Source organism: Flavobacterium sharifuzzamanii (assembly GCF_003254585.1).
Classification (GTDB): Bacteria; Bacteroidota; Bacteroidia; order Flavobacteriales; family Flavobacteriaceae; genus Flavobacterium; species Flavobacterium sharifuzzamanii.
Genome location: NZ_QJGZ01000039.1, coordinates 469,459 through 485,772 on the forward strand (window position 1 = coordinate 469,459; position 16,314 = coordinate 485,772).

The window sequence follows — 16,314 nt, forward strand, 5'->3', positions numbered from 1 at the left end:
AATACTTTTACAATGACCAAATCTTTAGAAGAAGTCCACGAATCGGTTTCCACAGAAAATAAAAAAAAAGGTTTTAGAAAAATTTTAGCCTTCTTAGGCCCCGCTTATCTTGTAAGTGTTGGCTATATGGATCCAGGAAACTGGGCGACTGATATTGCCGGCGGAAGCCAATTCGGATACACTTTAGTCTGGGTTTTATTGATGAGTAACTTAATGGCTTTGCTTTTGCAAAGTTTGAGTGCCCGCCTCGGAATTGTAACACAGCGCGACCTTGCGCAAGCCTCTCGAGAAACCTATTCCAAATACATCAACTATATTTTATATTTCTTAGCTGAGATTGCAATCGCGGCTTGCGATCTTGCCGAAGTTCTCGGAATGGCAATAGGGATTAATCTGCTTTTCGGAATTCCGCTACTCGAAGCTGTTCTAATTACCGTTTTAGACACCTTTTTACTGCTTTTCCTGATCAATAAAGGAATTCGTAAGATGGAAGCCTTCATTATTGCTTTAGTTGCCATTATTGGCTTCTCTTTTATTTTCGAAATGATTTTTGCAGAACCAGAAGTACATAAGGTTTTAGCAGGACTTATTCCTTCTATTCCAAATTCAGCGGCTTTGTATATCGCGATCGGAATTATTGGAGCAACCGTAATGCCACACAACTTGTATTTGCATTCGTCTTTAGTACAAACGAGAAAATTTGATAGAACTCCAGCGGGAATCAAACAAGCTTTAAAATACAATTTGATCGATTCTACGATTGCTTTAAATCTTGCTTTCTTTGTAAATGCAGCTATTTTAATTCTTGCTGCCGCGACTTTTCATAAAAACGGAATGTTTGAAATTGCCGAAATTCAAGATGCGCATCAATTTCTTGAACCGCTATTGGGAACTAAATGGGCTCCGATTTTATTTGCGGTAGCTTTAATAGCAGCAGGACAAAGTTCGACCGTAACAGGAACTTTGGCAGGACAAATTGTGATGGAAGGTTATCTGCATTTTAGAATTCAGCCTTGGGTTCGTAGAATTATAACGCGTTTGATTGCCATTATACCTGCCGTAATCGTGATTTTAATTTATGGTGAAAGCGTAACAGGCAAACTGCTTATTCTAAGTCAGGTCATTTTGAGTTTACAATTAGGATTTGCCATAATTCCGCTGATTCATTTTGTGAGTGATAAGTCAAAAATGAAAGGTTTTCATATTTCTAGAACCACTCAGATTGTTTCCTGGATCATTGCGTCTATTATTGTTTCTTTGAATGCCAAATTGGTTTACGACGAAATCACTTCGTGGTTAGCAAATTCAGATAATCCAATGGTTCTTTGGTTTACGGTTGTTCCATTAGCTATCGCATTCTCTGCTTTATTGCTGTACATTGTTTTCAAACCATTTATCGCTAAATTCAAATCAAAAGCTATAAATCACTCACCTCACAATCTTAAATTGAAGTTTTCACCGAGAGAAAGTAAGAGTATTAAATATATTGCTGTTTCTGTAGATTTCTCAAATGCTGACGAAGCCGCTTTGAATAAAGCCTTTGAATTGGGTGGAGTTGACACAGAATATACGCTTATTCACATTGTAGAAACGGTCGGAGCCTTAATGTACGGAGTTAATATACAAGATTACGAAACCACAATAGATGAAAAGTTATTGCTGAAATACAAAGACATGCTTTCAGAAAAAGGGTTTAAGATCAAAACAGAACTTGGTTTTGGAAAACCGACCAAAGTAATTTCGAAAATTATAAACGAAGGAAATTTTGATATTCTCGTTATGGGAACCCACGGCCACACTGGACTAAAAGATATTCTTTTCGGCACAACGGTAGATAAATTGAGACATAAAATTTCAATACCTTTGTTGATTGTTAAATAAAGGGGCAAAGACTCAGAGGAGCAAAGGGACAAAGTTTTTTCCCTCTGAACCTTTGTAACTTTGTAACTTTGAACCTCAAAAGAAATGACCTTTTCAGAAGAAAACTACTTAAAATCAATCTATCATCTGACTGCTGCATCAGAAACAGAAGTCAGCACGAATGCAATTGCAGAAATTATGGAAACGAAAGCTTCCTCTGTTACTGATATGCTTAAAAAGCTGGCAGAGAAAGATTTGGTTAATTATAAAAAATACCAAGGGGTTTCTTTGACTGAAAACGGAAAACTGGCTGCCAAAATGATTGTTAGAAAACATCGTCTTTGGGAAGTATTTCTGGTTGAAAAACTAAATTTCAGCTGGGATGAGGTTCATGATATTGCCGAACAATTGGAACATATCAAATCGGAACAATTGATTAACCGATTGGACGATTTTCTAGGAAATCCGACTGAAGATCCACACGGCGATCCAATTCCAGATGCAAATGGACGAATCATTAAAATCGAGAAATACCTATTATCTGAGCTTGAAGAGAATCAAGCGGGAGTTTGTGTCGGTGTAAAAGATACTTCGTCAGAGTTTTTGAAATATCTGGACAAACAGGGAATCGCTTTGGGTTCAAAAATTGAATTGCTTTCTAAAGAATCTTTCGATCTATCGGTAAAAATTAAAGTGAATGATAGAGAATTATCTATTTCAAATAAAATTGCTTCTAATTTGTTTGTGAAGTTGGTTTAAGACATCTAAAAAGTAAAATCGAGCATATAAATTTATGGATGAATTTGAAATCAATTCAGAAAAGGAAATAAAAGATCTTGAAGCACAATTAAAAAAACTCCCAAAAGAAAAGTGGAAAATTTGGAGATTAATTGTCGTTGGAATTATTACTCCTTTTGTTGGCCCATATATTCCTCTAAGAAAGGGAATGTTAGTTGATAGAATGGGTTATCACAATTCTGTTTTACTGTTTGCTTTAATTTTTCTGTTTGCAGTCCCAGTAGGCTGTTATATGCATTTCCAAAAAATCAATAATGAAATATTTGATATTGAATGCCAAATTGAAAATTTAAAACGACAAAACAAATAAAAATTGAGGGTTAAATTTTAGAATAATTTCTTAGAAATCAAAAACCATTTTTTTGATTCCTCAAAACACATCAATGATTTTCTTTACTTCAGGATTAACTAAAAGATCTTTTAAACAATCCCTTTTTCAATCATTTCTAGCATAACTGGCGAAGCATTTTTAAAAGTTGGTGCTTGCTCAATAATACTTCCGGCATTCTTTTTATTTACCTTGAAAGTAACATCGTCATTAGTTGTAAATAAAAGTGCAGTTAAAAAAGGATTTTTGATGTGTGTGCCTAAAATCAATAAGGCTTCATCTAATGTGTGAATACTCTCTATTTCTTCTGTTTTATATCTAAAAGTCAGCGAAATTGAGAATGTATTATCTTCATTGAGAACCAATCTGAAATACACATTTTTAAGTTCTGTATCGCCCATGGTTTTGGCCAAAGTCAGTTTTGCGAAAGTTCCGCTTTGGATGCTTTCTTTAACTCGTTCACAAAAAAGGGCAAATATTGGTTCGTACATTTTTTTTTAAGGTGCTAAGGTTTTGAGATGCTGAGGTTCTAAGTTTTTAAAACCTTTGTCTATTATTTTAACCGCAAAGGTCGCAAAGATTTACGCAAGGTTCGCTAAGTTTTTAAATTTTCTTGCGTGCTTTGCGTAATCCCTTGCTCCCGATAGCTATCGGGATTGCGGTTAAGAAAATTTTATTTTCCTGTAAATTCAGCTTTGCGTTTTTCTAGGAAAGCCGTTGTTCCTTCTTTAAAATCTTCGGTTCCGAAACATTCTCCGAATGATTTTATTTCGGTATCAAAACCATTTTTACCGTCTTTAAAGTTGGCATTGATGGCTTTTATTGCCTTTCCGATTGCAAATGGCGCATTTTTGATGATTTTCTGAGCAATTACATTTGTGAATGATAAAAGCTCTTCTTGAGGCACAACATGATTTACTAAACCGTACTCTTTTGCTTGTTCGGCAGTAATCATCGCGGCAGTCATAATCAGTTCCATTGCACGGCCTTTTCCAATTAATTGTGGCAAACGCTGTGTTCCTCCGTATCCTGGAATCAAACCAAGAGTTACTTCTGGAAGCCCCATTTTTGCATTATCAGAAGCAATTCTAAAATGACAAGCCATTGCTAATTCTAGACCGCCTCCAAGAGCGAAACCATTCACAGCAGCAATTACCGGTTTTTTAAGGTTTTCAATAAAATCAAATAAAGATTCTTGCCCTTCAGCTGCTAATTGTGCGCCTTCGACAACATTATAATTGGCAAATTCCGAAATATCTGCTCCAGCTACAAAAGCTTTTTCTCCACTTCCGGTTAAAACAATAACACGAGCATCATCATTTTTAGCCAATAATTGAATGGCATTACTCAGATCACTAATTGTTGCTTTGTTTAAGGCATTCAATTTAGTTGGTCTGTTAATCGTAATTGTAGCAACTTTTTCTTCGATTGAAATTAAGATATTTTCGTAATTCATGACGCTATATTTTATGAGTTGGTGATAGGGAGAGAAACTGTAAACGTAGTTCCTTTTCCGTAAGTTGATTCAAAGGTAATTGTTCCTTTGTAATTTTCGATAATGTTTTTGATAATTCCAAGTCCAAGTCCCATACCGCTGGTTTTGGTTGTGAATTTTGGTTCGAAAATTCTTCCGATATCTTGTTTTTGAATTCCGATTCCGTTGTCTTTTACCGCAATTTCGACATTATTATCCTGCCTTTTTACAGTCACCACAATCGATTTATGAAATTGGCTTTCTGGAATAGCTTGAGTCGCATTTTTAACCAAATTGGTAATCACACGAATCAATTGCGTACGATCCATTTTGGAAATAATTTCTTCTTCTTCCTTTTCAAAAGAAATATAATCTTCGTTGAAAATATCTAAAGCCAATTCTACAACCTCAACCACATTTAAGGTTTCATTTTGCTGAGCTGGCATCGAAGCAAAGTTTGAAAATGCCGAAGCCACAGCTGTCATGGTATCGATCTGCTGAATTAAGGTTTCGGAGTAATCATTCATTTTTTGCTTGACATCAGGATCATTCGGATCAAACTTTCGCTGAAAACTCTGAACCGTCAAACGCATCGGCGTAAGCGGATTTTTAATTTCGTGCGCTACTTGTTTCGCCATTTCGCGCCAAGCTTCTTCACGTTCGCTTTGCGCAAGTTTGATGGCACTTTTTTCTAGTTTATCCACCATTCCGTTATACGCCGTAATCAAGAAATTGACTTCTTTGCTGTTGGCTTCCAAAACAATTTTTTCGTTTTTCTGGTCAAGATTGGTTTCTTCTAATCTTTCAGAAATGGTTTTCAGCGATTTTGTAATATAAGTAGAAAGAAAATAAGCCAAAGCAAAAGCCACAATCAGCATAAATGAATATACTTGGCTTAAACGAATCAAGAAAGTATTCAATTCGTTATCATAATAACCATCGTCTTCCAGATAAGGAAGATTTAAAATTCCGAGCGGTTTAAACTTTTCGTCTTTAATTAAACTATATGAAGATCTGTTCTTAACTCCATCAATAGTTTTGATATCCACAAATCGTTTTTCGATAGAAGAACGAACCAATTTTAGGATATATTCTGGAATTGGAGGCGCAATTTTATCAACTGCAAAAGATTCTTTGGATGATTTTAAAAGTTTTCCGTCGAGACTATAAATATTGATTTCAATTTTATGAATCTGCGCTAACTCATGAATTTTATCTTTAAAAATTAAATCCAAATTCTGAGTTTTTAACGGATACGTTGTAGTTGCCAGAACGTAATTGATGTGTTCTTTTACCGCATTTTCTTTTCGTTCTAAACGTTCCTGATGGTATTCTTTGGCCTCGGTTTTAAACTGAATAATCGAAATCGAAGCCAATAAAAAAGATGCCACCACAATCAATACAATCATCGACAGGAAAATCCTGGTACGAAGCGATAACATTGACATTTTGAAGTTGAGCATAGTTTTAGTATTCAGTGTTCAGATTGTTAGTGTTCAGTTATTTTGTAAACGTGTAACTTTATTTTAAAGTTATAAAATATAAAAAAAAATTAAAAGACAATGATTGTAAACTGACCACTAAAAACTGACCACTGCCAACTATTTCTTTTCTCTAATTCTTTTATAAAAACGGAATCCAAGCATAATTAAAACCGAGAATAAAATAATTCCGATTACGCCATAGATCCAGTTGATGGCACTTTTTAAAACTACTAAAAAAACAACGGCAAACAAAATAATCGTTGCGCCTTCGTTCCATAAACGCATGAAATTGTTAGAATATTTTACCTCGTCGTTTTGCAACTGTTTAAAAATCTGATGACATTTTCCATGGTATAAATACAAAAGAAAAACGAAACACAGTTTTACATGCATCCAAGGCATTGTAATCCAAACATGACCTGCGTCTGTAAAAAACAACATCCAAAAAGCAAAAATACTTGCCAAAACCGCCGATGGCCAAGTTATAATATACCACAAACGGTAGGCCATTATTTTGTATTGTGCCTGCAGAATTTCTTTTTCTGGCGAAGATTTTTCATTGGCTTCAATTTGGTAAACAAATAAACGCACAATATAAAACAAGCCCGCAAACCAAGTGATTACGAATATAAGGTGAAGTGATTTTAGATAGTTATAGTATTCCATTATTTCTTAAATGTAGATTTTTTAAAAAGATCAATCATTTCTTTACCATCATCTTCATCTTCATAAACAATCGAATTGACAAAGATCTTATCATTAAAACCTCGAGAAAAAATCACTAACGTTACTACTTTTTTCCCATCCTCAGTTATTTCTATTTTAGCTCTTCTAAATGGCAAACCCGAAATATTTTCAGTACTTACTGAATAATCTCCCATTTTACCTTTTGGATAAACTTTGCCAACATCCTTTAAAAGAAGAAAATCTTTTAATCTCATATTTAGATCAAGCGCTCGAACATCATTTCCAAAAAAATCTTCGTAATTCACTGAAAAATAATTGGCTTCGTCTTTCTTAAAAACAACAATTGAATGTTTCTTTTTAGCTAAAGTCGTATCTCCTTTAATATCTACTTTTTGCTTTAAATCAACCTTTTCGTAATCATCTGGAACAGAAATTTTCCAATCGAATGTTTTATCGTGAAAGTTATTATCTGCAAGAGAATTGTTTTTTTTGCAACCTGAAAGAGTTACTAAAACAAAAAATAAAACGGAAATGCTTTTTAATTTATTCATCTAATATTTATTTAGCCCATTCATTAATCCAAGAAGCAACTGTTTCACACCATTCCTCATCGTCATTTAAACACGGAATTGCTAAGAATTCCTCTCCTCCATTTGCTTCAAAATCTTCTTTAGCACGCATTGCGATTTCTTCCAAAGTTTCTAAACAATCGGTAACGAAAGCTGGAGTTACAACCGCAATTTTCTTGATTCCTCTTGCTGGCATATTATCGATTTCTACATCTGTATACGGCTCAAGCCATTTATCACCCGCCAATCTTGACTGGAAAGTAACACAATATTTGTCTTTCGGAATTCCCAATTGTTCTACAACCAAACGGGTTGTTTCGTAACAATGTGTTCTGTAACAGAATTCAGCTTCTGGAGTTCCTACTTCGCAACACATTTCGTTGGTTACGAATTTTTTATGCGATTTTGTTTTATCTGTTTTACGAACATGACGCTCTGGAATTCCATGATACGAAAACACCAATTGATCATAATCGAAATCACGTAAATGCTTTTTGATTGAATCTGCAACATTTTTGATGTAGTCTGGCTTATTGTAAAACGCCGGAACATCTGAGAATTTCATGTGAGGGAATTTCTTCTTGCGGATTTCTTCTGCTAAAACTAAAATCGTCAAAGTAGAAGCCATTGCATATTGAGGATATAAAGGAAAAAGCAATACCTCTGTTACACCTTGATCGCTCAATTCCTGCAAGCCTTTTTCGATTGTCATAGATCCGTAACGCATTGCAAGCGCAACTGGAACATTTGATAAAGGCTGTACTTTTTTGTGCATTCTTTCAGAAAGAACAATTAGCGGCGAACCTTCTTTCCACCAGATTTTCGCATAAGCGTGAGCCGATTCTTCTGGTCTTTTTCTTAAAATAATACCGCGAACTAATAATGCTCTTAATAAATACGGAACGTCGATCACGTATTTATCCATTAAAAATTCGTCTAAATAGGGTTTTACATCTTTTGGTGTTGGACTGTCTGGTGATCCTAAGTTTATTAAAAGTGCGCCTTTCATTATGTATTTTTTGCTTTAGGCTTTAAGCACTAGGCTTTAAGCTTTTTATTTGTTTTTAAAAATTTCGGCAAAAGTAAACGCTGTACTTTATTTGAAATATGATATTTATTACTTTTTAATTATTGTCGAATATCTAAAATCAATTTCTCTCGCAGATTCAGGAGATTTAGCAGATTTTAATTTGTGCTAATTTGTGAAATCCGTGTTTAAATTTTAAACATTCGCATTAATCGACATTAAATATTTTTTTGGAGTTGTTCCGAATTTCTTTTTGAAAGCTGCTATAAAATGGCTTCCCGTGCTATAACCAATCTTCAACCCTACTTCGTTTACATTATAAGAACCGCTGTCTAAAAGTTTTCTAGCGAAATCCATTTTGTAATCGAACAAGAAACCGTAAACCGTATCGCCGTAAATCTGTTTAAAACCCATTTTAAGTTTCTTCAAATTCAAACCAATTTCATCTGCCAATTCTTGTAATCCTGGCGGTTCAGCCATATTAGCGATTACAATTTCTTTTGCCTTTCTGATTTTTAGAACATTGTCTTCATCAATCAAAAACGGACATTGTTCTGCATTTGGATCTTCAGTTCTATTGAAATATAAACTCAACAATTCGTATCCTTTTCCTTTATAATAAAGGTTTTTTATGGATGGATGAAGATTATAATGAAACAGCTGACTCAAAACAATCGCCATTGACGGACTGATATTTCCTTCGTTATAATACTTCTTATCCTTATTATCAGGACTTAGAAAAGTAATATAATCGGCTTCTGCAGAAAATAACGCGTGAAATTTTTTGATGGAGACAATTACTGAAATCGCCCACGAGTTTGGAGCCAGCTCTAAATTTAGCGGCAATTCTTTCTGTGGATTGTACAAAAGCAACGATTTTTCCTCTTTCAACTCTAAAGCGTAATTGCCTTGATTGAATAAAAATTTTGCATTTCCTTTTATCCCGAAGTGAAACTGTATCAGGCCTGTACCTATTATTTCGTGCTGTGCGTAGAAAGGTTCAGAACCATCATTTTGAAAACGAATCAGCGTAAAGTCGTCTTCAATTTTTATAACTTCTTGAGAACTCATAGCGATATTTTTTTGAAACGAAAATCAAAACAAACTCAAAATGTTATTTAGAACGACTCTAAACTAATCACTTCAAAGGAGTTGATTTTGCTACAAAAGTAGTCCTTTTTACTCAAAAACACCTATTTAGGTTCAAAAAAACATACAGCGACATAAAAAGTACTTTTAGCGTTATTTTTATCGATGGTATAGTAATAATTTTGTTGCACTTTTATGAAAGTGAATTTATGGAAAACAATAACGTACCGAAACACCTTTATTTTTACTCAGTTGGTCTGAGTTATAAAAAAGCTGATGCTGAGGTCAGAGGTCAATTTAGTTTGGACGCTGTTGCGAAAACGCGATTGCTGGAACAAGCTAAAAACGAGGGAATCGAAAGTTTAATAGTTACTTCAACTTGCAACAGAACCGAAATCTACGGTTTTGCTGAACATCCATTTCAATTAATAAAACTTATTTGCGATAATAGTAACGGATCTGTAGATGCTTTTCAAAAAGTAGGTTTCGTTTACAAAAATCAAGAAGCAATCAATCACTTATTTCGTGTAGGAACTGGTTTAGATAGTCAGATCTTAGGCGATTTTGAAATTATATCTCAAATAAAAACCAGTTTTACGCATTCAAAATCAATGGGATTAGCCAATGCTTTTACAGAAAGACTGGTAAATGCGGTAATTCAGGCGAGCAAAAGAATCAAAACGGAAACAGAAATAAGTTCTGGTGCTACTTCGGTTTCTTTTGCATCGGTACAATATATTTTGAAGAATGTTGAAGATATCAGCAACAAAAATATTTTACTTTTTGGAACTGGTAAAATCGGAAGAAATACGTGTGAGAATTTAGTAAAACATACTAAAAACGAGCACATCACTTTAATCAACAGAACTAAAGATAAAGCAGAGAAATTAGCAGGAAAGTTAAATCTGATTGTTAAAGATTATTCTGAATTGCATTTAGAACTTCAAAAAGCCGATGTTGTAGTTGTTGCAACAGGAGCGCAAAACCCAACGGTTGACAAAGCCATTTTGAATCTTAAAAAACCTTTATTGATTCTTGATTTATCGATTCCGAAAAACGTTCATGAAAATGTTGAGGAATTAGAAGGTGTAACTTTAATCCACATGGATTATTTGTCTCAATTGACAGATGAAACTTTAGAAAACAGAAAATTACATATTCCGGCAGCTGAGGCAATCATCGAAGAAATCAAAGAAGAATTTGTTACTTGGATGAAAGGTCGAAAATTTGCTCCGACAATTAATGCTTTAAAAGAGAAACTAAACGCTATTAAAGCTTCGGAATTGGATTTTCAAAGCAAAAAAATCGCCGATTTTAATGAAGAGCAAGCTGAAATCATCAGCAACAGAATCATTCAAAAAATCACTACACATTTTGCAAATCATTTAAAAGACGACGATACCATGGTCGATGAAAGCATCGAATGGATCGAAAAAGTCTTCAAAATAAAAGCATCTTAGTTTTTAATTTAAACCATTAAGATATTAAGGAAATTAAGTCCAAGCTTTGTCAAGAGAATTAAGCCACGCTGTAACACAAAACTTAATGATCTTAAAATTCAACACAAAAAGCTTAATTCTCTTAATGCCCTTAATGGTAAAAAACAATAATACGTTCTATGACAAAAAAAGAGGTAACGCAATTGGCTTATGAAATTACAGGTTTTGCTATAAAAGTGCACAAAGCTTTGGGACCTGGACTTTTAGAAAGTATCTATGAGAAGTGCCTCAAATATGAATTAGAACGAAACGGATATGATGTGAAACAACAATTATCTGTTAAAATTGATTATTACGATCTTGAATTTGAATCTGATTTAAGAATAGATTTACTTGTAAATGATTGTGTCGTTGTTGAATTAAAAGCAATAGAAAATTTATTGCCAATTCACGAAGCCCAATTATTAACATACATGAAGTTATTACAAAGACCTCAAGGTTTACTAATAAATTTCAACACAACAAATATCACAAAATCAATGAAACCTCTTGTGAATGATTATTTTGCAAGATTAATAGATTAAATTTAAACCATTAAGATATTAAGAAAGTTAAGCTTAATTTTCTTGACAAAGCTTGGGCTTAATTCTCTTAATGCCCTTAATGGTAAAAAACAAAACATGGCTGAAAAAACAATCAGAATTGGAACGCGCGATAGCGAATTAGCACTTTGGCAAGCACACACTGTAGAGAAAAAACTAAATGATTTAGGTTATAAAACCTCTATTGTTGCTGTAAAATCTCAAGGTGATATTATTCTGGACAAACCTCTTTATGAGTTAGGAATTACTGGAATTTTTACCAAAACGCTTGACATTGCTATGATCAATGGAGATTGTGACATTGCTGTACATTCTATGAAAGATGTTCCAACGGCTTTGCCAAAAGGAATTGTTCAGGCTGCAGTTTTACCAAGAGCCAATGTTTTGGATATTTTAGTTCATAAAGGAAATCCTGATTTTACAAATCCAAGCACAATAGCAACCGGAAGTCTGCGTCGTCAGGCACAATGGTTCAATAAATACCCAAATCACACTGTGGTTGATTTGCGTGGAAACGTAAATACGCGTATGCAAAAACTACAAGACAATAATTGGGATGGAGCTGTTTTTGCCGCTGCCGGTTTGGAGCGAATTAACTTAAAACCAGAAAACTTCATCAATCTAGATTGGATGATTCCAGCGCCGGCTCAAGGAGCAATGCTTGTGGTGGCAATGGAAAACGACAATTATACTTTGGATGCACTTTCGCAGTTAAATGATATCGAAACGGAAATTTGCACCTATATTGAACGTCAGTTTTTAAGAACGCTTGAAGGTGGATGTACTGCCCCAATTGGAGCTTTGGTCACTTATAATGAAGACGAGGACACTTTACATTTTCAAGGTGTTTTGCTTTCTATTGATGGAAAACAAAAACTGGAAATTGACAAAACCGTGGATATTTCTGAGTGGAAAAAGTTAGGTTTTAACTCTGCTCAAGAGATTTTGAATAATGGAGGAACGGAATTAATGCAGAAAATCAAAGAATCTCTAAAGAAATAATGGCAAAATCAGTTCAAATATTATCTACTAAAATATTATCTCCTTTTCATAAGCAAGAACTAATGAAATATGGCGTTGAATTACTTGAAGCCGATTTTATTAAAACCGAAAACAAACCTTTCGAATTAAAAGACCTCAACGAAAGTCTGATTTTTACAAGCCAAAATGCTGTTCACAGTGTTTTATCTCATCCTAATTCAGAGCAGTTAAAAAAGAAAAACGTCTATTGCGTTGGCCTTAAGACCAAAACGCTTTTAAGCGATAATGGTTTTAATGTTGTGGCTTACACAGGTTACGCTGCTGATTTGGCTGAAATTATCACTTTGATTTATGGAAATGAAAGTTATACTTTTTTCAGCGGAAATTTGAGAAGAGATACTTTGCCAGATGCTTTAAAAGAAAACGGAATTAAATTCAATGAAATTCAGGTTTACGAAACTACATTACAACCTCAGAAAATAAAAGCAAATCCAGAAGCTATTTTATTTTTTAGTCCGTCTGGAGTTAAAAGTTATCTGAAACACAATGCCATAAATAAACAAATCTGCTTTTGCATTGGCGATACAACCGCAGAAGCTTTATCAAAAATCACAAAAAACATCATCATCGCAGATCAGCCAACAATTGAAGACGTGATCGAAGATGTAATTCACGAATACAAATAAAAAACTTTGCAACTTTGTCACTTTGCGACTTTGCATCTAAAATAAAAAAACAATGTTAAAAAACGACCTATTTTTAAGAGCATTAAAAGGAGAAACAGTTCAGCGCCCACCAGTATGGATGATGCGTCAAGCAGGAAGATATTTACCAGAATTTAGAGAACTTCGTGATAAATATGATTTTTTTACTCGTTGTGAAACTCCAGAATTAGCTGCCGAAATTACAGTTCAGCCAATTCGTAGAATTGCTCCAGATGCTGCAATTTTATTCTCAGATATTTTGGTAGTTCCTCGTGCTATGGGAATTCACGTAGAATTAAAAGACAATTTGGGTCCGATTATTCCAAATCCGATTCGTTCTTTGGCAGATGTTCACAAAGTTTACGTTCCAGATGTAAATGAAACTTTAGGTTACGTTTTTGATGCTGTAAAATTGACTAAAGAAATGCTGAATGACGAAGTGCCTTTAATTGGTTTCGCTGGTTCGCCTTGGACAATTTTCTGTTATGCTGTTGAAGGAAAAGGTTCTAAAAGTTTTGATACAGCAAAAGGATTCTGTTTTTCAAACCCAGCTGCAGCGCACACATTATTGCAAAAAATCACCGATACCACTATTTTATATTTAAAAGAAAAAGTAAAATCGGGAGTAAATGCTGTTCAGATTTTTGATTCTTGGGGCGGAATGCTTTCTCCAGTTGATTATCAGGAATTTTCGTGGAAATACATTAACCAAATTGTTGACGCTTTAGCAGATATTACACCTGTTATTGTTTTCGGAAAAGGGTGTTGGTTTGCTCTTGGTGAAATGGGTAAAAGTAAAGCTTCTGCATTAGGAGTTGACTGGACTTGTTCGGCTAGAAATGCTCGTTATTTGTCTGGAGGAAATATTACTTTACAAGGAAATTTTGATCCGTCAAGATTGCTTTCTCCAATTCCGACTATCAAGAAAATGGTTCACGAAATGATCGACGAGTTCGGAAAAGATAAATATATTGTAAATTTAGGTCACGGAATTTTACCAAATATCCCTGTTGATCACGCAAAAGCGTTTATTGATGCTGTGAAGGAATACGGGAATTAGTAAGTTGATAGTTTATGGTTGATAGTTGTTGGATATAAATACTATCAACCATAAACCAACAACCAACAACTTAAAAAATGCTCAACAAAGGTTTACGCGATGAAGAAAAAATTAGAATCGATAACGTTCTCAAAACGTTACGAACTCTTGTTTTTGTACCTTATCCTCTGAGTCACTTGCAAGTAACTGATATTGAAAATCAGCTGAAAGAATTTGCTTTAAACATTGAAACCTTAATCGATTATTCGAATGAAGATTTAATTACATTATTAATGCGTCTTCATTTTGATTGGGAACAATTAGAACAATTTGCCGATATTTTAATAGAGTTTTCTAAAGCTGAAAATTATAATTTTGAAAATAAGGCTTTGGCTATTTACCAATATGTTCAAGCCGAAAGCAAAGTTTTTTCTTTTGGAATTAATACTAAAATCTCCTCTTTAAAAAACAAATAAAATGAGTTTTACAGATTGGAAAACAGACCGAATCGATGCTATTCTTCCCGAAGAATTCTACAAACTGATTGATAAAAATAAAACTCACATTGGAAAAACATTTCCTGTTACTCTTGCCAATTCAGATTCTTTAGAAAAAGCTAAGCATTTTATATCGCTAAACATCGATAAAGAGAGAAACAAAGAAGGTTTTCATTTTTATGCTCGAGATATTAAAACCACCAATTTGATTGGTTATTTATGTGTAAAAACGATCGATTATCGCATTTCAAAATGTGAATTCGGATATTTTGTAGACGAAGATTACCAAGGAAAAGGAATTACGTCTAAAATGGTTTCAGATGCGCTGGATTTTTGTTTCAACGAATTAATGATGAACAAGGTTTTTATCTGCACATCTGAAATTAATGTCGCAAGTCAGCGAATAGCATTAAAACATAATTTTAAACAAGAAGGAATTTTAAGAGACGAATTTCGAAACGGTGATGGCGAATTACAAAACACTGTTTACTTCGGACTTCTTAAATCAGAATACATTAAACCATGAAAGACAAATTTTACGCATACATACAAAATTTACAAGACCAGATCTGCGCTGGATTGGAAGCGGTTGACGGAACTGTAAAATTCCGCGAAGACTTATGGAAACGTCCAGAAGGCGGTGGCGGAAGAACACGTGTTATTGAAAACGGAGCTGTTTTCGAAAAAGGCGGTGTCAACATTTCAGCCGTTCACGGAAAACTTCCAGAAACGATGCAAAAAATGTTTGGCGTTGGCGAAGCCGATTTCTTTGCCTGCGGCTTGAGTTTGGTGATTCACCCGAAAAGCCCGATGGTTCCTACTGTGCACGCCAATTGGCGATATTTTGAAATGTATGATGAAAACGGAAATGTAATCGAACAATGGTTTGGTGGCGGACAAGATTTAACGCCTTATTATTTGTTTGAAGAAGATGCAATTCACTTTCATCAAACGTGCAAAACAGCTTGTGATAAACATAATCCAGAGTTTTATCCAAAATATAAAAAACAGTGCGATTCGTATTTCTGGAACGCACATAGAAATGAAGCTCGTGGACTTGGCGGTTTATTCTTTGATTATTGCAAAGCAAATGAACAAATGTCAATGGAAAATTGGTATGATTTTGTAACCGAAGTAGGGAATAGTTTCCTTCAAGCTTATGTGCCAATTGTAGAAAAAAGAAAGGTTTTAGAATATACTCCAGAGAACAGAACCTGGCAGGAAATTCGTCGGGGGCGTTATGTTGAATTCAATTTGGTTCATGACAAAGGCACTTTATTCGGTTTAAAAACCAACGGAAGAATCGAAAGTATTTTAATGAGTTTGCCTCCGCACGTGCAATGGGTTTACGATCATCATCCAGAAGCAGGAAGCGAAGAGGAGAAATTGATCAATGTATTAGCAAATCCTCGTGAGTGGATTTCTTAATCTAAAAATTTATTTAATTTGATAATTATATGTCGCCCCTCTGGGGCTTCTTTTTTTGTTGTCGATTCAATTTCTATAAATATTTTGCTCCGCTGGAGCATTTTTTTGTTCAACTAGCCCCAAAGGGGCGACATATTTATAGAACCCAAATAATAGCTCTACCAAGAAGCTTCGGAGAAGCAAAATATTTATAGATCAATTTACATCTCCTAGTATAAAGCCCCAGAAGGGTGACATATTTATAGAACCCAAATAATAACTCTACCAAGAAGCTTCGGAGAAGCAAAATATTTACAGATCAATTTACA

18 protein-coding genes are annotated in these 16,314 nt (G+C 34.3%); 11 read left to right on the plus strand and 7 right to left on the minus strand.

Annotated features, from left to right (window positions below):
• Positions 1 to 12: 12 nt before the first annotated feature.
• The 3 genes from DMA14_RS14830 (at position 13) to DMA14_RS14840 (ending at position 2,968) form a co-directional block, all read left to right on the plus strand.
• Positions 13 to 1,881, plus strand: a complete 1,869-nt coding sequence (locus DMA14_RS14830; RefSeq protein WP_111425374.1) for an Nramp family divalent metal transporter — start codon at positions 13 to 15, stop codon at positions 1,879 to 1,881.
• Positions 1,882 to 1,965: 84 nt separating this feature from the next.
• On the plus strand, positions 1,966 to 2,619 hold the full coding sequence (locus tag DMA14_RS14835; protein ID WP_111425375.1) for a metal-dependent transcriptional regulator: 654 nt from the start codon (positions 1,966 to 1,968) through the stop codon (positions 2,617 to 2,619).
• A 34-nt stretch (positions 2,620 to 2,653) separates the two neighbouring features.
• The gene (locus tag DMA14_RS14840; protein ID WP_111425376.1) at positions 2,654 to 2,968 is read left to right on the plus strand and encodes a hypothetical protein; all 315 of its coding nucleotides are present in this window, start codon (positions 2,654 to 2,656) and stop codon (positions 2,966 to 2,968) included.
• Between the two features lie 110 nt (positions 2,969 to 3,078).
• On the opposite strand, the gene DMA14_RS14845 is transcribed toward DMA14_RS14840, so the two are convergent.
• The 7 genes from DMA14_RS14845 to DMA14_RS14875 form a co-directional block, all read right to left on the minus strand.
• On the minus strand, positions 3,079 to 3,477 hold the full coding sequence (locus DMA14_RS14845; protein ID WP_111425377.1) for a hypothetical protein: 399 nt from the start codon (positions 3,475 to 3,477) through the stop codon (positions 3,079 to 3,081).
• A 182-nt stretch (positions 3,478 to 3,659) separates the two neighbouring features.
• Complete coding sequence (locus tag DMA14_RS14850; protein WP_111425378.1) at positions 3,660 to 4,442, minus strand: enoyl-CoA hydratase/isomerase family protein; 783 nt, start codon at positions 4,440 to 4,442, stop codon at positions 3,660 to 3,662.
• Positions 4,443 to 4,453: 11 nt separating this feature from the next.
• On the minus strand, positions 4,454 to 5,869 hold the full coding sequence (locus tag DMA14_RS14855) for a sensor histidine kinase (protein WP_111425379.1): 1,416 nt from the start codon (positions 5,867 to 5,869) through the stop codon (positions 4,454 to 4,456).
• A gap of 192 nt (positions 5,870 to 6,061) precedes the next feature.
• Positions 6,062 to 6,610 carry a CopD family protein gene (locus tag DMA14_RS14860; RefSeq protein WP_111425380.1) on the minus strand — a complete coding sequence of 183 codons (549 nt, stop codon included), beginning with the start codon at positions 6,608 to 6,610 and terminating at the stop codon, positions 6,062 to 6,064.
• Complete coding sequence (locus DMA14_RS14865; protein ID WP_111425381.1) at positions 6,610 to 7,182, minus strand: hypothetical protein; 573 nt, start codon at positions 7,180 to 7,182, stop codon at positions 6,610 to 6,612. Before DMA14_RS14865 ends, DMA14_RS14860 begins: the two co-directional genes overlap by 1 nt.
• 7 nt (positions 7,183 to 7,189) lie before the next feature.
• A complete protein-coding gene (gene hemH / locus DMA14_RS14870; RefSeq protein ID WP_111425382.1) occupies positions 7,190 to 8,209 on the minus strand; it encodes a ferrochelatase in 1,020 nt (339 codons plus the stop codon).
• A 213-nt stretch (positions 8,210 to 8,422) separates the two neighbouring features.
• Positions 8,423 to 9,298 (minus strand): AraC family transcriptional regulator, encoded by an 876-nt coding sequence (locus DMA14_RS14875; RefSeq protein WP_111368228.1) that lies wholly within the window; start codon positions 9,296 to 9,298, stop codon positions 8,423 to 8,425.
• Between the two features lie 227 nt (positions 9,299 to 9,525).
• On the opposite strand from DMA14_RS14875, the gene hemA reads away from it, so the two are divergent.
• The 8 genes from hemA to hemF all read left to right on the plus strand — a co-directional run bounded on the left by hemA (position 9,526) and on the right by hemF (position 16,006).
• Complete coding sequence (hemA, locus tag DMA14_RS14880; protein ID WP_111425383.1) at positions 9,526 to 10,776, plus strand: glutamyl-tRNA reductase; 1,251 nt, start codon at positions 9,526 to 9,528, stop codon at positions 10,774 to 10,776.
• Between the two features lie 158 nt (positions 10,777 to 10,934).
• The gene (locus DMA14_RS14885) at positions 10,935 to 11,339 is read left to right on the plus strand and encodes a GxxExxY protein (RefSeq protein ID WP_111425384.1); all 405 of its coding nucleotides are present in this window, start codon (positions 10,935 to 10,937) and stop codon (positions 11,337 to 11,339) included.
• Positions 11,340 to 11,435: 96 nt separating this feature from the next.
• Positions 11,436 to 12,359: a hydroxymethylbilane synthase gene (gene hemC, locus DMA14_RS14890; RefSeq protein WP_111425385.1), complete on the plus strand. Its 924-nt coding sequence runs from the start codon at positions 11,436 to 11,438 to the stop codon at positions 12,357 to 12,359.
• Positions 12,359 to 13,024, plus strand: coding sequence for a uroporphyrinogen-III synthase (locus tag DMA14_RS14895; protein ID WP_111425386.1), 666 nt, complete (start codon positions 12,359 to 12,361; stop codon positions 13,022 to 13,024). The genes hemC and DMA14_RS14895 overlap by 1 nt, the downstream gene beginning before the upstream one ends.
• A gap of 52 nt (positions 13,025 to 13,076) precedes the next feature.
• The gene (gene hemE / locus DMA14_RS14900; protein ID WP_111377708.1) at positions 13,077 to 14,102 is read left to right on the plus strand and encodes a uroporphyrinogen decarboxylase; all 1,026 of its coding nucleotides are present in this window, start codon (positions 13,077 to 13,079) and stop codon (positions 14,100 to 14,102) included.
• A gap of 77 nt (positions 14,103 to 14,179) precedes the next feature.
• Complete coding sequence (locus DMA14_RS14905) at positions 14,180 to 14,557, plus strand: hypothetical protein (protein WP_111425387.1); 378 nt, start codon at positions 14,180 to 14,182, stop codon at positions 14,555 to 14,557.
• Between the two features lies 1 nt (position 14,558).
• Positions 14,559 to 15,104, plus strand: coding sequence for a GNAT family N-acetyltransferase (locus tag DMA14_RS14910; protein ID WP_111425388.1), 546 nt, complete (start codon positions 14,559 to 14,561; stop codon positions 15,102 to 15,104).
• On the plus strand, positions 15,101 to 16,006 hold the full coding sequence (gene hemF / locus DMA14_RS14915) for an oxygen-dependent coproporphyrinogen oxidase (RefSeq protein ID WP_111425389.1): 906 nt from the start codon (positions 15,101 to 15,103) through the stop codon (positions 16,004 to 16,006). Before DMA14_RS14910 ends, hemF begins: the two co-directional genes overlap by 4 nt.
• The last annotated feature ends 308 nt before the right edge of the window (positions 16,007 to 16,314 follow it).

What these genes read in the sequence shown, in the direction of transcription:
- hemF (WP_111425389.1), top strand. Translation starts at nt 15,101, where the DNA reads ATGAAAGACAAATTTTACGCATACATACAAAATTTACAAGACCAGATC.
- DMA14_RS14855 (WP_111425379.1), bottom strand. Translation starts at nt 5,869, where the DNA reads ATGATTGTATTGATTGTGGTGGCATCTTTTTTATTGGCTTCGATTTCG.
- DMA14_RS14865 (WP_111425381.1), bottom strand. Translation starts at nt 7,182, where the DNA reads ATGAATAAATTAAAAAGCATTTCCGTTTTATTTTTTGTTTTAGTAACT.
- DMA14_RS14845 (WP_111425377.1), bottom strand. Translation starts at nt 3,477, where the DNA reads ATGTACGAACCAATATTTGCCCTTTTTTGTGAACGAGTTAAAGAAAGC.
- DMA14_RS14850 (WP_111425378.1), bottom strand. Translation starts at nt 4,442, where the DNA reads ATGAATTACGAAAATATCTTAATTTCAATCGAAGAAAAAGTTGCTACA.
- hemE (WP_111377708.1), top strand. Translation starts at nt 13,077, where the DNA reads ATGTTAAAAAACGACCTATTTTTAAGAGCATTAAAAGGAGAAACAGTT.
- DMA14_RS14905 (WP_111425387.1), top strand. Translation starts at nt 14,180, where the DNA reads ATGCTCAACAAAGGTTTACGCGATGAAGAAAAAATTAGAATCGATAAC.
- DMA14_RS14835 (WP_111425375.1), top strand. Translation starts at nt 1,966, where the DNA reads ATGACCTTTTCAGAAGAAAACTACTTAAAATCAATCTATCATCTGACT.
- DMA14_RS14830 (WP_111425374.1), top strand. Translation starts at nt 13, where the DNA reads ATGACCAAATCTTTAGAAGAAGTCCACGAATCGGTTTCCACAGAAAAT.
- DMA14_RS14910 (WP_111425388.1), top strand. Translation starts at nt 14,559, where the DNA reads ATGAGTTTTACAGATTGGAAAACAGACCGAATCGATGCTATTCTTCCC.
- hemC (WP_111425385.1), top strand. Translation starts at nt 11,436, where the DNA reads ATGGCTGAAAAAACAATCAGAATTGGAACGCGCGATAGCGAATTAGCA.
- DMA14_RS14885 (WP_111425384.1), top strand. Translation starts at nt 10,935, where the DNA reads ATGACAAAAAAAGAGGTAACGCAATTGGCTTATGAAATTACAGGTTTT.
- DMA14_RS14895 (WP_111425386.1), top strand. Translation starts at nt 12,359, where the DNA reads ATGGCAAAATCAGTTCAAATATTATCTACTAAAATATTATCTCCTTTT.
- hemA (WP_111425383.1), top strand. Translation starts at nt 9,526, where the DNA reads ATGGAAAACAATAACGTACCGAAACACCTTTATTTTTACTCAGTTGGT.
- DMA14_RS14840 (WP_111425376.1), top strand. Translation starts at nt 2,654, where the DNA reads ATGGATGAATTTGAAATCAATTCAGAAAAGGAAATAAAAGATCTTGAA.
- DMA14_RS14875 (WP_111368228.1), bottom strand. Translation starts at nt 9,298, where the DNA reads ATGAGTTCTCAAGAAGTTATAAAAATTGAAGACGACTTTACGCTGATT.
- DMA14_RS14860 (WP_111425380.1), bottom strand. Translation starts at nt 6,610, where the DNA reads ATGGAATACTATAACTATCTAAAATCACTTCACCTTATATTCGTAATC.
- hemH (WP_111425382.1), bottom strand. Translation starts at nt 8,209, where the DNA reads ATGAAAGGCGCACTTTTAATAAACTTAGGATCACCAGACAGTCCAACA.